Source organism: Cupriavidus sp. 10L45 (assembly GCF_056395225.1).
On the sequence record NZ_JBFTJC010000002.1, the window covers coordinates 133,040 to 145,437 of the forward strand.

General features: G+C 67.9%; 12 protein-coding genes. 8 read left to right on the forward strand and 4 right to left on the reverse strand.

Annotated features, from left to right (window positions below; genetic code table 11):
* Nucleotides 1–29 precede the first annotated feature (29 nt).
* Nucleotides 30–914, forward strand: coding sequence for an aldo/keto reductase family oxidoreductase (locus AC1DFU_RS04090; RefSeq protein WP_441591201.1), 885 nt, complete (start codon nt 30–32; stop codon nt 912–914).
* Here AC1DFU_RS04090 and AC1DFU_RS04095 read toward each other — a convergent pair.
* The gene (locus tag AC1DFU_RS04095; protein ID WP_441591202.1) at nt 906–1,817 is read right to left on the reverse strand and encodes a DMT family transporter; all 912 of its coding nucleotides are present in this window, start codon (nt 1,815–1,817) and stop codon (nt 906–908) included. The genes AC1DFU_RS04090 and AC1DFU_RS04095 overlap by 9 nt on opposite strands.
* 118 nt (nt 1,818–1,935) lie before the next feature.
* On the opposite strand from AC1DFU_RS04095, the gene AC1DFU_RS04100 reads away from it, so the two are divergent.
* Nucleotides 1,936–2,373 carry an Lrp/AsnC family transcriptional regulator gene (locus tag AC1DFU_RS04100; RefSeq protein WP_092294129.1) on the forward strand — a complete coding sequence of 146 codons (438 nt, stop codon included), beginning with the start codon at nt 1,936–1,938 and terminating at the stop codon, nt 2,371–2,373.
* A 213-nt stretch (nt 2,374–2,586) separates the two neighbouring features.
* Nucleotides 2,587–4,233: a hypothetical protein gene (locus AC1DFU_RS04105; protein WP_441591203.1), complete on the forward strand. Its 1,647-nt coding sequence runs from the start codon at nt 2,587–2,589 to the stop codon at nt 4,231–4,233.
* Between the two features lie 76 nt (nt 4,234–4,309).
* On the opposite strand, the gene AC1DFU_RS04110 is transcribed toward AC1DFU_RS04105, so the two are convergent.
* Nucleotides 4,310–5,059 carry an SDR family NAD(P)-dependent oxidoreductase gene (locus AC1DFU_RS04110; RefSeq protein ID WP_092294125.1) on the reverse strand — a complete coding sequence of 250 codons (750 nt, stop codon included), beginning with the start codon at nt 5,057–5,059 and terminating at the stop codon, nt 4,310–4,312.
* A gap of 106 nt (nt 5,060–5,165) precedes the next feature.
* Here AC1DFU_RS04110 and AC1DFU_RS04115 point away from each other — a divergent pair, with 106 nt between their 5' ends.
* A complete protein-coding gene (locus AC1DFU_RS04115; protein ID WP_092294123.1) occupies nt 5,166–6,074 on the forward strand; it encodes a LysR family transcriptional regulator in 909 nt (302 codons plus the stop codon).
* Here AC1DFU_RS04115 and AC1DFU_RS04120 read toward each other — a convergent pair.
* Nucleotides 6,034–7,047, reverse strand: coding sequence for a LysR family transcriptional regulator (locus AC1DFU_RS04120; RefSeq protein ID WP_441591368.1), 1,014 nt, complete (start codon nt 7,045–7,047; stop codon nt 6,034–6,036). The two genes, AC1DFU_RS04115 and AC1DFU_RS04120, sit on opposite strands and share 41 nt — an antisense overlap.
* 215 nt (nt 7,048–7,262) lie before the next feature.
* Here AC1DFU_RS04120 and AC1DFU_RS04125 point away from each other — a divergent pair, with 215 nt between their 5' ends.
* Nucleotides 7,263–8,966, forward strand: a complete 1,704-nt coding sequence (locus AC1DFU_RS04125; RefSeq protein WP_441591204.1) for an FAD-dependent oxidoreductase — start codon at nt 7,263–7,265, stop codon at nt 8,964–8,966.
* A gap of 67 nt (nt 8,967–9,033) precedes the next feature.
* Here the strand turns inward: AC1DFU_RS04125 and AC1DFU_RS04130 are convergent, their stop codons facing one another.
* Entirely contained in the window at nt 9,034–9,648 is a 615-nt protein-coding gene (locus AC1DFU_RS04130; RefSeq protein ID WP_092294117.1) for a flavodoxin family protein, read from the reverse strand.
* A 286-nt stretch (nt 9,649–9,934) separates the two neighbouring features.
* Between AC1DFU_RS04130 and AC1DFU_RS04135 the strand changes: the two genes are divergently transcribed.
* The 3 genes from AC1DFU_RS04135 (at nt 9,935) to AC1DFU_RS04145 (ending at nt 12,382) form a co-directional block, all read left to right on the forward strand.
* Complete coding sequence (locus AC1DFU_RS04135) at nt 9,935–10,516, forward strand: CBS domain-containing protein (RefSeq protein ID WP_441591205.1); 582 nt, start codon at nt 9,935–9,937, stop codon at nt 10,514–10,516.
* A gap of 4 nt (nt 10,517–10,520) precedes the next feature.
* Nucleotides 10,521–11,492 (forward strand): GlxA family transcriptional regulator, encoded by a 972-nt coding sequence (locus tag AC1DFU_RS04140; RefSeq protein WP_441591206.1) that lies wholly within the window; start codon nt 10,521–10,523, stop codon nt 11,490–11,492.
* Between the two features lie 149 nt (nt 11,493–11,641).
* Nucleotides 11,642–12,382, forward strand: a complete 741-nt coding sequence (locus AC1DFU_RS04145) for an SDR family oxidoreductase (RefSeq protein ID WP_441591207.1) — start codon at nt 11,642–11,644, stop codon at nt 12,380–12,382.
* Nucleotides 12,383–12,398: the final 16 nt, after the last annotated feature.

Below are 12,398 nucleotides of genomic sequence, written 5' to 3' on the forward strand. Positions count from 1 at the left end.
TCGCTTCACCCACTTCCAAGGAGCGCGTCATGTCGGCATCCCAACCCCTGAACACCTTTTCGCTGGCCGGTCGGACCATTCGCCGCCTCGGCTACGGCGCGATGCAACTGGCCGGCCCCGGCGTATTCGGCCCGCCGAAGGACCGCGACGCCGCCATCGCCGTCCTGCGCGAGGCCGTGGCGCTGGGCGTGAACCATATCGACACCAGCGATTACTACGGCCCGCATATCACTAACCAGCTGATTCGCGAGGCGCTGCACCCGTATCCGGACGATCTGCTGATCGTGACCAAGCTGGGCGCGGTGCGCGGCGCGGATGCCGCCTGGATTCCGGCGCTGGAGCCGGAAGACCTCGCGCGCGGCGTGCACGACAACCTGCGCAACCTGGGGCTGGAGGCGCTGGATGTCGTCAATCTGCGGGCGATGGGCGATATCCACGCGCCGTCCGAAGGATCGCTGGAGCGGCAGGTGGTGGCGCTGGCCGAACTCCAGAAAAAGGGCCTGATTCGCCACATCGGTCTGAGCAATGTCACTGCCACGCAGGTGGCGGAGGCGCAGCGCATCACGAAGATCGTCTGCGTGCAGAACCAGTACAACCTCGTGCACCGGCACGACGAGGCGCTGATCGACGATCTGGCGCGGCAGGGCATCGCTTACACGCCGTTCTTCCCGCTGGGTGGGTTTTCGCCGATCCAGTCCACGGCGCTGGCGGATATCGCGCGCTCGCTGGGCGCTACGCCGATGCAGGTGGCGCTGGCCTGGCTGCTGCACCGGTCGCCCAATATCCTGCTGATCCCGGGCACCTCGTCGGTCGGCCATCTGCGCGAAAACCTGCAGGCAGCCACGCTGGCGCTGGCGCCGGACGTGCTCGCGGCGCTCGACCGCATCGGCGCGCCGGACCCCGCCTCACGTTGAGGACTTGCCCTCCACCTCCACCATTGCTGCCGGCTTGCGCCATGGCCAGCCCAGCGTCATGCCGGCGGCGGCCAGCAGGATCAGCGTCGCCCCGACCAACTGGGTCGGGTGCAACTGGTGGCCGAACGCCACCCGGTCCACCAGGATGGCGACGATCGGATAGATGAAGGACAGCGCGCCGGTCAGGTGCGTAGGCAATTTCTGAATCGCGCCGTAGAGCAGGATGTACATCAGGCCGGTATGGACCACGCCCATGGTGGTCAGCGTGGCCCACGGCACGAGGCCGGACGGCAAATCAGACGACACCGCCATCGGCAGCAGCATCACGGTGCCGACGATCACATGGATCAGGGCGATCAGATGCGGCGGCGTGCCTTTGAGCTGTTTCGCAAACATCGCGGCCAGCGCGTAGCAGAACGCCGCGCCCAGCGCCAGCAGGATGCCGACCAGGTAGTCGCCGTGCGGCGCGCCGGCGCCGGGCTTGGCCTGCACGATCAGCAGCATGCCGCCGAAGGACAGCAGCAGCCAGCCGAGCTTGGCCAGTGTGAGCCGCTCGCGCAGGAACACCGCGCCGAGCGCCACCAGCATGAACGGCTGGGTGTTGTAGACCGCCGTGGCAATCGAGATGGACGCCCCCGCGTAGGCCGAAAACAGCAGCAGCCAGTTGGCGACGATGGCCACGCCGCCCGCCACCGCGAGCAGCAACTGGCGGCGGTTCAGCGTGCCCGGCTTGAGGTAGCCCTTGGCGGCGCAGACCGCCAGCAGCACGGCCGCGCCGAACGCGCAGCGCCAGAACACCACCTGCGTCACCGGGCGGCCCGACACCACCACCAGCCAGCCGATGGTGCCGGAGATGACCATCGCCGCCACCATTTCCATCATCCCGCGTTTGCGCTCGTCCACTGCGAATCCTCCTATCGAGGCTAGGCAGTTTACGAGGTCGTCCGCCCGCTGCCCATGCCGGAATGTAGGCAAGTCGCCTATATTCCTTACTTAATTAGGCAAAAGGGGGAAATTTCCTATGTCGATCGACGATCTGGACCGCCGTATCCTGGCGCTGCTCCAGCAGGACGCGCGCATGCCGGTGAAGGCGCTGGCGGAGCAGGTGGGGCTGTCGTCGCCGGCGGCGTCGGAGCGGCTGCGGCGGCTGGAGGAGCGCGGGGTGATCCGCGCCTTTACCGTGGATGCCGAACCGCGCACGCTCGGCTACCCGATGCAGGCCATCGTCCGCATCCGGCCGCTGCCGGGGAAGCTCCAGCAGGTGCAGAAGCTGATCGAATCGATTCCCGAATTCGGCGAATGCGACAAGGTGACCGGGGACGACTGCTTTATCGGACGGCTGTACCTCCGCTCCATCGAACACCTGGACCATATTCTCGAGCGGATTACCGATATGGCGGAGACCAGTTCGTCCATCGTCAAATCCCAGCCGGTCAGGCGGCGGCTGCCGCCGCTCTGACAAGGATTCAGGTGTCGAATAACGCATTATTGCGATCTGAGACAAAGTCGCCGAAATGTGCCAATCCTGTTGTGTTGTCAATCCCCCCACAGCGGGTTGGCCGGCGCAAGACCACTCCCTGACACTCCACGCCGCCGGGCATCGTAGATTTGCCCGCGGGTACGCGCTGCGGGTCGCTGCGCGGGGAAAGACATCATAAGAAAGAGGTCAGGGATGAAATCGAGGATTTTGTTGACGGGTTTGGCGGCTGCGGTGCTTTCGGCCTGCGGCGGCGGCTCCGGGGATGGCACCACCAGCACGCCGGCCGGCGGTTCGGGCAGCGCGCCGGTGACCACCAAGATCAGCGGCACGGCTGCGGTCGGTGCGGCGCTGGCTGGCGCCACGGTCCAGGCGAAATGCGCCACGGGTAGCGGCACGGCCACCACGGCCGCTGACGGCACGTTCACCCTCAATATCGACAACGCCGTGCGTCCGTGCGTGCTGGCCGTGACCACGCCGGACGGCACGACGCTGCACTCGGTGGTGGAAGGCGGCTCCGGCACCAGCGCCGTGGCCAACATCACGCCGCTGACCGAACTGCTGACCGCCTCGCTGGCGGGCGGGAGCACCACGACGTTCTTCACCCAGTTCGACAAGAATGCCCAGAACCTCGTCACCGCGGACGGCCTGACCAAGGCCAACAATGCCGTGAGCCTGGTCCTGACCGGCGTGGTCGACCTGACGGGCATCGACCCGTTCAAGGCACCGCTGGTGGCCGCCAATGGCGGCAACGCCGGCAATGCGCTGGACAAGCTGCTGGACCAACTGATGGCACGCCTGGCCACGGCGAAGACCACGCTGGGCGACCTGTCGGCAGCGGTGGGCAGCAACGCCGGTGCAACCGCCATCGGCACGATCCTGCAGCCGGCCTCGGCCACCTGCGCGGGGCTGCGCACGGGCAACTATTTCCTGATGGCGGTAGGCGGCGGTGGCGGTGCGTTCAAGTTTGACGCCAACACCACGTCGCTCATCCCGCTGACCAGCTTCAGCCCGGATGCCGAACCGGGCCCCGCCCTGCCGCTTACGCCCGTTGGCGGCGATGACTGCCACTTCGCTGCCGGCATCGCCCCATACGGGTTCGACATCATGATGGCGAAGTCGGGCATGGGCATGTTCGTGCCGCCGACCACCTCCGGCGTCATTCCCGCCCTGATCGTCCCGGCGCAGACCCTGCCGCTGGCGGAACTGGCCGGCAACTGGAACGGCCTGGGCTTCGAGCGGGACGACTCCACCGTGGCGTTCGCCCCGACGCGCGTGACGTTCACCCTGAACGCGGACGGCAAGATGACCGCGGGCTCGGATTGCACGGGGACCAGCGCCTGCACGCCATGGGCCGCCGAGGAACTGGCCGAGGTCTCTGCCAACCCCCAGGGCGGCTTCAGCCTGACCTATACCTCGGGCGGTGTGGCGCAAGCCGTGGCCTTCAAGGGCACCGATGGCCTGATCACCGCCGTGATCTCGCATGGCAACGGCATCGTGGTCGCCACCAAGGCGATCGCGCGCGCGGTGCCGGTGGTCGGCACGACCAATTCGTACTGGGACACCACGGCCTTCGCCGACGGCACGATCCTGATGGAACAGGCGTCGACGACGATCACTGCGGCAGATCCGGTGACCGGCGTCTACTCGCGCCTGCGCGGCGACGGCCGTCCGGACACCTGGACGCAGAACAGCCCGCTGCCGGGCCTGCGTTATCGCGCGGCCGCCGCCAGCGTGCGCGAGGGCATTGCCATGACGCTGAACAACACCGGCGTGGGCGTGATGATCAGCCTCAGCGCGCCGGTGCCGTTCTTCGACATCTCGGTGAACCGTCCGCAGTAAGCACTACACCGCTGTACGCATGACAGAAGCCCGCCTTCCGGCGGGCTTCTTCGTTTCTGCGCCCGGATCAGCCGGCTCAGGTCAGCGAGATGCCGCCGTCCACGCGCAGGTTCACGCCGGTGATGAAGCTCCCGGCATTGCCTGCCAGCATCACGGCGGCCGATGCCACCTCGTCGGCGCGGCCCAGCCGGCCCAGCGGGATGGCGGCGGCCATGGCGGCCTCGAAGCCGGGGCGCTCGGCCGGGCCGACGCCCAGCTTGGCCAGGATCGGCGTCTCGGTCGGGCCCGGGCTGATCACGTTGACGCGAATGCCGCGTCCCTTGAACTCCAGCGCCCAGTTCCGCGCGAACGCTTCGATGGCGGCCTTGCTGCCGGCATAGACCGCGTGGCCGTCGAGCACCTTGCCGCTGGCAATCGAGCTGACCAGCAGCACCGCGCCGCCGTTGCGCAGCACCGGCGCAATCTTCTGCACGCCGAAGAACACCGCCCGGGTGTTGGTGGCGAAGTGGGTGTCGTACTCGTCGATGCCGACCTGTGCGGATTCGGTGATGATGTTCATCCCGGCGTTGGCCACGTAGATGTCGGCGCCGCCGAAGCGCTCGGCAACGAGGGCGGCCACGCGGTCGTGGGTGGCGAGATCGGCGATGTCGCCGGTCAGGCCGACTGCCTTCGCGCCCAGTTCGGCCACGGCGGCCTCCACGGCGTCGTTGCGGCGCCCGACGATCACCACATGGGCGCCCTGGTCGACGAATTGACGGGCGATGGCGAAACCGATGCCACTGTTGCCGCCGGTAACGACGGCGACCTTTCCTGCTAGCGTGTTCATATGCGTTCCTCGATAACCCTGATGGGTTTGCCTACGCATTTAGCCAGAGCGGGCCGGGGCCTCCCAGCCCTACAATAGACCCATCACTTGTGCCAACCTGTCATCAATGTCGATCGAACGCCTGCATGGCTTGTCCGCCTTCGTCCGCGCCGTGGAAGCGGGCTCGTTCACGGCCGCCGCGCGGCGGCTCGGCACCACGCCCTCGGCGGTGTCCAAGAGCATTGCGCGGCTGGAGGCGCGGCTGGGCGTGAAGCTGTTCCACCGCTCGACGCGCGCCTTCGAGCTGACCGACGAGGGGCAGGCCTACTACGGGCGCGTGGCGTCGCTGGTGCGAGGGCTGGAGGAGGCCGCCGAGGTGCTGGGCACCCCGTCCACGGCGGTGGGCACGCTGCGCATCAGCATGCCGAGCGACCTCGCGCGCTCGCTGCTGGGGCCGGTCACGGCGATCCTGATGCCGCGCCATCCCCGGCTGGCGCTGGAGGTCAGCGTCAGCGACCAGCATGTCGATTTGATCCGTGAAGGCTTCGACCTGGCCCTGCGCGCCGGGCAGGTGGTCGACAGCGGCCTGTTCGCCAAGCCGCTGGCGGACCTGCCGCTGGTGCTGGTGGCCTCCCCGGACTATCTGGAGCGGCACGGCGTGCCACGCACGGTGGCGGATCTGGCCGCGCACCGGCACGTGCGCTACCGGCTGGCCGGGCAGGTGGTGCCGATCGCCTTTGCCGATGGGGCGCGCGTGCCGCTGGAAGGCGCGTTCGACTCGGACAGCGGCGAGGCGCTGCGCACCGCCGCCGTCAACGGGCTGGGCATCGCCCAGATCCTGCGCACGGCTGTGCAGGCCGATCTCGACGCCGACCGCCTGCGCGTGGTGCTGCCCGATGTCGGCCTGCGGCCCGTGCCGCTGCAGGTGCTGCACAGCTTCGGGCGGCGCCTGCCCGCCCGCGCGAAGGTGTTCATCGACTTCGTCGCGGCGGCACTCAACCGATCGGCGCCGGGATCAGATCCGGCTCGGGGTTGAAGTCGGTCAGGCAGTTCAGCGCCTGCGCGCGGATCGCATCGGTCATGAAGTCGATAAACACGCGGATGCGCGTGGGCAGGTGCTGCCGGCTCAGGTAGCAGAGGTAGTGCCCGCGGTCGTCGGGCGCGTAGCGGCCCATCGCCACCACCAGTTGCCCGGCGGCCAGGGGCTCGGCGATCTGGTACCCGGCCAGCTGCGCGATGCCCCAGCCCTGCAGGACCGCATGCAGGACCAGGTCGGCGTCGTTGAACGTGAGCCGCGCGGTCGGCATGACCTTGCGCAGTTGCCCCTCCACCTTGAACTCCCATTCGAAGACCCGCCCGCTGGCAAAGCGGAAGTTGATGCAGGTATGCCGGCTCAGGTCTTCCAGCGTATCGGGCAGGCCGTGCCGCGCCACGTAGGCGGGCGACGCGCACAGCGCCATCTGCATCGGAATCAGCTGCTTGGCGATGATGCTGGAGTCCTCGATGCGCCCGTTGCGGAAGGCCACGTCGACCTGCTCGGAGGCGAAGTCGGTGGGCCGGTCGTCGAGCAGCAATTCGATGGCGATCTCGGGATAGGCGGCCATGAATGGCTCCAGCAGCGGTGCCACCACCTTCCGGCCAAAGCCCACGGTAGCGCTGATGCGGATCATGCCGCGCGGCGGGCCTTCGCGCAGCTCCAGCATGTCGTTCATGGCCTCGACGATATGCGTGACGCCCTGATGACAATTCTCGAAAAAGCGCTGGCCCTCGCGTGTCAGCTGTGTGGTGCGCGTGGTACGCAGGAACAGCCGCGTGCTCAGCTGCGTCTCCAGCTTCTGCACGTTGCGGCTCACCGCCGAGCGGCCGATGCCGAGGCGCTCGCCGGCCTTGGCGAAGCTGCCCTCGCTGGCCACCGCCATGAAGGCCATGATGCCGGCGTAGCTCGCCGCAAAGCCCGTGGACAGCGCATCGGCGCGATTCGGGAGGCTGACGCGGAAGCCACGTTCCATGGCCTCCCCGGGCGCCAAGGGCGTCGCCGGGACGATCGATGCCACGCCTGCCGCCGGGTCCAATGTGTCGGATCGGTTCATTCCTGCTGTTCCCCAGTCGAAGCGGTTGCGGATCGATATACGTAAGTCGTACGGGAGTCGCCGAGTGCATGACTGAGTTTCCGGGGCCGGACTGCTACTCTGCAATCCAAGCCCACCTCACCCTCGAAAACGCCATGGACACCCTCCCGAACCCCCTCACTTCCGCCACCGCCGCTGGCGATGCGTCGGGAGAGCAACCGGGCGCTCCGGTCATTGCGTTTCATCGTCGGCAGATGTACCCGCACCTGACCGCCGCAGACATCGCCCGGATCGCGCCTTATGGCGCTGAACGGACCTGGCGTGCCGGCGAACTGGTGGTGCGCACCGGCGACCCGGCCAGCGGGCTGGTGCTGGTGGTGGAAGGGCGGGTGCGCATCGTCCAGCGTGACGGCATCGGCGACAGCACGCTGGTCACGGAACACGGCCCGGGCAACTTCCTGGCCGAGATCGGCCAGCTTTCCGGCATGCCGGAACTGGTGGACGGCATCGCCATGGAGGATGTGCGCGCCATCGTCGTGCGCCCGGCCTGCCTGCGCTCCCTGATGGTGGCGGAGGCGGTGCTCGGCGAACTGATCATGCAGGCGCTGATCCTGCGCCGCACGGCGATGATCCAGCGCGGGCGCGGCCCGTCGCTGGTCGGCCACGGCAGCGACGCCGCCATGGTCGAACTCCAGGCCTTGCTGCGCCGCAACAATTACCCCTACTCGGTGTTCGATCTCGACACCGACGAGGACGCCGCCGGCATGCTGCGCAAGTTCGACGCCCACGAGGCCGACCTCCCGCTGATGATCTGCCCCAACGGCACGGTGCTGCGCCGCCCCGATACCACGCAGGTGCTGGCCTGCCTCGGCTTGCTGCCCGAACTCGACAAGGACCGCGTCTACGACGTCGGCATCATCGGCGCCGGCCCGGCGGGACTCGCCGCCGCCGTCTACGCGGCGTCCGAAGGCCTGCGCGTGATCGTGCTGGACGCCCTCTCGCCCGGCGGGCAGGCGGGCGCCAGCGCGCGCATCGAGAACTACCTCGGCTTTCCGGCGGGCATCTCGGGCCACACGCTGACCGCCAATGCCTACGCCCAGGCGCAGAAGTTCGGCGCGCATATCGCGAGCCCCGTCGAAGTCGCCCGGCTGGACTGCGGCACGGTGCACAAGGTGCGTACCAAGGCCGGCGATACGGTGCGCGCGCGCACGATGGTCATCGCCAGCGGCGCCGCCTACCGTCGCCCGCCGATCCCGAACCGGGCGATGTTCGAGGGCCGGGGACTCTATTACTGGGCATCGCCGGTGGAAGCCAAGCTCTGCGCCAGCCAGGAAGTGGTGCTGGTGGGCGGCGGCAACTCGGCCGGTCAGGCCGCCGTGTTCCTCGGCGCGCACGCCGCGCACGTGCATATCGTGATCCGGGGGGCGAGCCTCGAACAGAGCATGTCCCGGTACCTGATCGACCGCATCGCCGCGCAGCCCAACATCACCGTCCATGCGCATACCGAAGTGACGAACCTGAGCGGCGACGCCCGGCTCACCGGCGTGGTACTCCGCAACCGCGAGACGGGTGTGGAAGAGAAGAAAGCGATTCAGCATGTGTTCCTGTTCACCGGCGCCGACCCGAATACGGCATGGCTGGGCGGTTGCCAGGTGGGCCTGGATCAGAAGGGCTTCGTGCTGACAGGCACCCTGGCCGGACAGCCGACCAACACGCTGGAAACCTGCGTGCCGGGCATCTTCGCCATCGGCGATGTGAGGTCCGGATCGACCAAACGCGTGGCCACCGCCGTGGGCGAAGGGGCTGTGGTCGTCTCGCAGATTCACGGCTACCTGGCTGCCGCGCAGGAAGCGGCCTGAGCGTGCCCACCTGAGGGTGCCCACCTAGGGCACCCACCCGGAGCCGGTGCGCGGGCCGCCGCGGTGATTACGCCGCCAGCGACAGCTTGGCCAGCTCGGCCCGGCCGGCCGCCAGTTGCAGGGCCACACGCGCCACGCGCGCACCCAGGTAGGCTGAAGTCTTGAGGTCCGCCGCGGTGGCGCCGTCATCGGCGCAGACATCCGCATCGCTCTGGGCCGCCGCGCCAAGGAAGTAGCCATGACGATTCATGCTGTCCTCGGTGGAGCCGGAGTGGTTGTGGCCGGGCGGCAGGCCCAGGTTGACCCAGTGCATGCCGAGCTGCGCGGCGTAAATCGCCAGTTGCTGCAGCGTGTTCAGCTTGTCACCGGAGCGCGAGGCCGCGTTGGTGAAACCGGCGGCCACCTTGTCTTTCCAGGCGCCGGTGGCGAACACGGTCTGCGACGAGGCGTCCATGAACGCCTTGAACTGCGCGGAGGCGCTACCCATATAGGTGGGCGTGCCGAAGATGACCGCGTCGACCGATTCCAGGTCCTTCCAGTGCGCGTCGACGTCTTCCACGGGAATCAGCACGCTCCTTACCCCCATGACACTGGCGGCGCCCGCGTGCACGGCTTCCGCCTGTCGGCGCGTGTGACCATACCCACTGTGGTACACCACCGCGACGCGTACTGCATTGTTCATGCTTGCTTCTCACTAAAGACTTCGATGCCGGCCGGTTTTTCGGCCTGTTCTGGACTTGCTTCGATGGTAATTAGGGGCCAATGTGACGTAAATGACAGCGTTCCCATAATTCCTGCCAAGCTGCCCGCCGCGTTCGGCACGTACCGGGCATCGGCCGGGCGATTGGTGCGTACGGGGAAACTTCGTGGCCGCGCCAGGTGTCTTGTTCACCATCCCGCGCCTGACTAGACTCGCTCTGACAGTGTCCCGATCCAGCCTGCGCCAGCGTGGGCCCCCCGACTCCCCGATGAGACAAGACCCGTATCGCGTGCCAACGGCTGTGCTGCCGACCCTGCTGCGCCGAATTCCCGCCGTGCAGCACACGCAGTCCCTGGGTGACGCGCTGCGGATCCTGGCCCAGCATCCCACCGCCAGCGCGGTGGCCGTGCTGAGGGGGGAGGTGCCGGTGGGGGTGATCTGCCGCGAGCTGATTGGCGATGTGGTGCGGCTGCCGTGCTACCGGGGCTGGATCCATCGCGAACACTGCGTGCAGTTCGTCTCGCACGCGCCGCACCGGCTCTGCATCGATGCCACGGTCATCGAGCTGGCGCGGGCACTGACGCCGACGCTGCACCGGCACCCGGCGGACCCGCTGGTCGTGACCCGGGACGGTGCCTACCTCGGCATGGTCGAACGCCCTGCGCTGATGCAGGCCGTGATCGATCTGCGCCACGTGCCGCCGGGTCCGCCGGGTCCGCCGGGTCCACCAGGCAGCCCGACATCCGCCGGTCACGGTCTTGCGCCAGATTGTCCGCAAGACTTAACATCCACCGATTTCAGCGCTACCAGCCATGGGCCAGATACCTACGCCGTACGCAGGGAACATTGAACAGATGCCACGCAATATTCTTTTCGTGGTCTATCCCGAAGTGAGCCTGCTCGACCTGGCCGGACCGCAAACCGTGTTCTGGGCCGCTTCCCGCTACGCGCACGAGCACGGGCTGGCGGGCTACCGTTGTCATACCGCCAGCCTGGATGGCGGCGCCGTACCGTCGGCGGAAGGCACGATGCTGCAGGTCGAGTCGCTGGAGACGCTCGATCTGCGCCTTGTCGACACGGTGATCGTGCCGGGCTCCCCGAAGATCATCGACGTGGCCCAGCATTCCGCGTCGCTGATCGCCTGGCTGCACGACGCGCCGTGCAAGGTGCGGCGCGTGGCGTCCGTGTGCACCGGCGCCTTCCTGCTGGGCTTCGCCGGCCTGCTCGACGGCAAGCGTGCCACCACCCACTGGGCGATGCGCGACCGCTTCCACGAGCTGTTTCCCAGCGTGGACCTGGACGCCGACGCCATCTTCGTGCAACAGCAGCATCTCTGGACCTCGGCCGGCGTCACCACCGGCATCGACCTCGCGCTCGCCATGGTGGAGGCCGACTACGGCCACGAGGTGGCGCTGAACACCGCCAAGGAACTCGCGGTGTACATGAAGCGGCCCGGCGCGCAGCCGCAACTGAGCGAGATGCTGATCACGCAGAGCCGGCAGGTGCCGGTGTTCGAGTCGCTCCATATGTGGATCGTGCAAAACCTGTCCCGGGCCGAGCTTTCCGTCGAGCAGCTGGCCGACTATGTCGGCATGAGCCCGCGCAACTTCGCACGGGTCTACAAGCAGAAGACCGGCCGCACGCCGGCCAAGGGCGTGGAGCTGTTCCGGCTCGAAGCCGCCCGGCGGGCGCTCCAGGACCAGAACCGGGCCATCGACCAGATTGCCAACGAATGCGGCTTCGGCAGCGAGGAGCGCATGCGCGTGACCTTCCAGCGCCACTTCGGCCTCTCCCCCAGCGAATACCGCCTGCAGGTGAACCGCTAGCCTTCTTTTTGTACGTCTCCTTGTGATTGGTGCGAAACAGGAAACACCGTGCGCTTGGCGTCGGTCTGGCGCCACGCGCCGCCGGTGTCTAGCATGAGGGTGAATTCATCCCCCCCTCGGCAACGCAGCACTCAGCAAGGAGAAGCATCATGAAGATTGTGGTCATTGGCGGAACCGGCCTCATTGGCACGAAGGTCGTGGCGCGTCTCGTCGCGCAAGGGCATGACGTGGTGGCGGCCTCGCCGAAGTCGGGCGTCAACGCGCTGACCGGCGAAGGGCTGGACAAGGCGCTGGCCGGTGCCAAGGTGGTGGTGGACGTGGCGAACTCGCCCTCGTTCGCCGACGACGCGGTGCTGCACTTCTTCGAGACATCCGGCCGCAACCTGGCCGCCGCCGAGAAGGCCGCCGGGGTCGCCCATCATGTGGCGTTGTCGGTGGTCGGCACGGACAAGCTCGCGCAGAGCGGCTATTTCCGCGGCAAGATCGCCCAGGAAGCGCTGATCCGGGGCGCCGGCATCCCCTACACCATCGTCCGCTCCACGCAGTTCCTCGAATTCCTCGGCGCCATCGTCCAGTCGGCGGGAGACAGCGACACGCTGCGCATCACGCCCGCGCTGATCCAGCCGATTGCCTCGGATGACGTGGCAGACGCCGTGGCGGACGCCGCCCTGGCCGCGCCGGTCAACGGCATCGTCGACATCGCCGGCCCGGAGCGTTTCCAGATGAGCGACCTCGTACAGCGCTACCTCAAGGCCACCGGCGCTACCAAGACCGCCGTGGCGGATCCGGACGCGCGCTACTTCGGCGCCGAACTCCAGGAGGGCACGCTGGTGCCGGAAGGGGAGGCGCGGCTCGGCCACATCAGCTTCAGCGACTGGATGCATCGATAACAACCAGCCGGGAGAC

Bases quoted from the DNA above. Each gene is read 5' to 3' on its own strand.
- AC1DFU_RS04090 (WP_441591201.1), top strand. From the start codon at position 30: ATGTCGGCATCCCAACCCCTGAACACCTTTTCGCTGGCCGGTCGGACC.
- AC1DFU_RS04140 (WP_441591206.1), top strand. From the start codon at position 10,521: ATGCCACGCAATATTCTTTTCGTGGTCTATCCCGAAGTGAGCCTGCTC.
- AC1DFU_RS04110 (WP_092294125.1), bottom strand. From the start codon at position 5,059: ATGAACACGCTAGCAGGAAAGGTCGCCGTCGTTACCGGCGGCAACAGT.
- AC1DFU_RS04105 (WP_441591203.1), top strand. From the start codon at position 2,587: ATGAAATCGAGGATTTTGTTGACGGGTTTGGCGGCTGCGGTGCTTTCG.
- AC1DFU_RS04135 (WP_441591205.1), top strand. From the start codon at position 9,935: ATGAGACAAGACCCGTATCGCGTGCCAACGGCTGTGCTGCCGACCCTG.
- AC1DFU_RS04145 (WP_441591207.1), top strand. From the start codon at position 11,642: ATGAAGATTGTGGTCATTGGCGGAACCGGCCTCATTGGCACGAAGGTC.
- AC1DFU_RS04115 (WP_092294123.1), top strand. From the start codon at position 5,166: ATGTCGATCGAACGCCTGCATGGCTTGTCCGCCTTCGTCCGCGCCGTG.
- AC1DFU_RS04125 (WP_441591204.1), top strand. From the start codon at position 7,263: ATGGACACCCTCCCGAACCCCCTCACTTCCGCCACCGCCGCTGGCGAT.
- AC1DFU_RS04130 (WP_092294117.1), bottom strand. From the start codon at position 9,648: ATGAACAATGCAGTACGCGTCGCGGTGGTGTACCACAGTGGGTATGGT.
- AC1DFU_RS04100 (WP_092294129.1), top strand. From the start codon at position 1,936: ATGTCGATCGACGATCTGGACCGCCGTATCCTGGCGCTGCTCCAGCAG.
- AC1DFU_RS04120 (WP_441591368.1), bottom strand. From the start codon at position 7,047: ATGGAACGTGGCTTCCGCGTCAGCCTCCCGAATCGCGCCGATGCGCTG.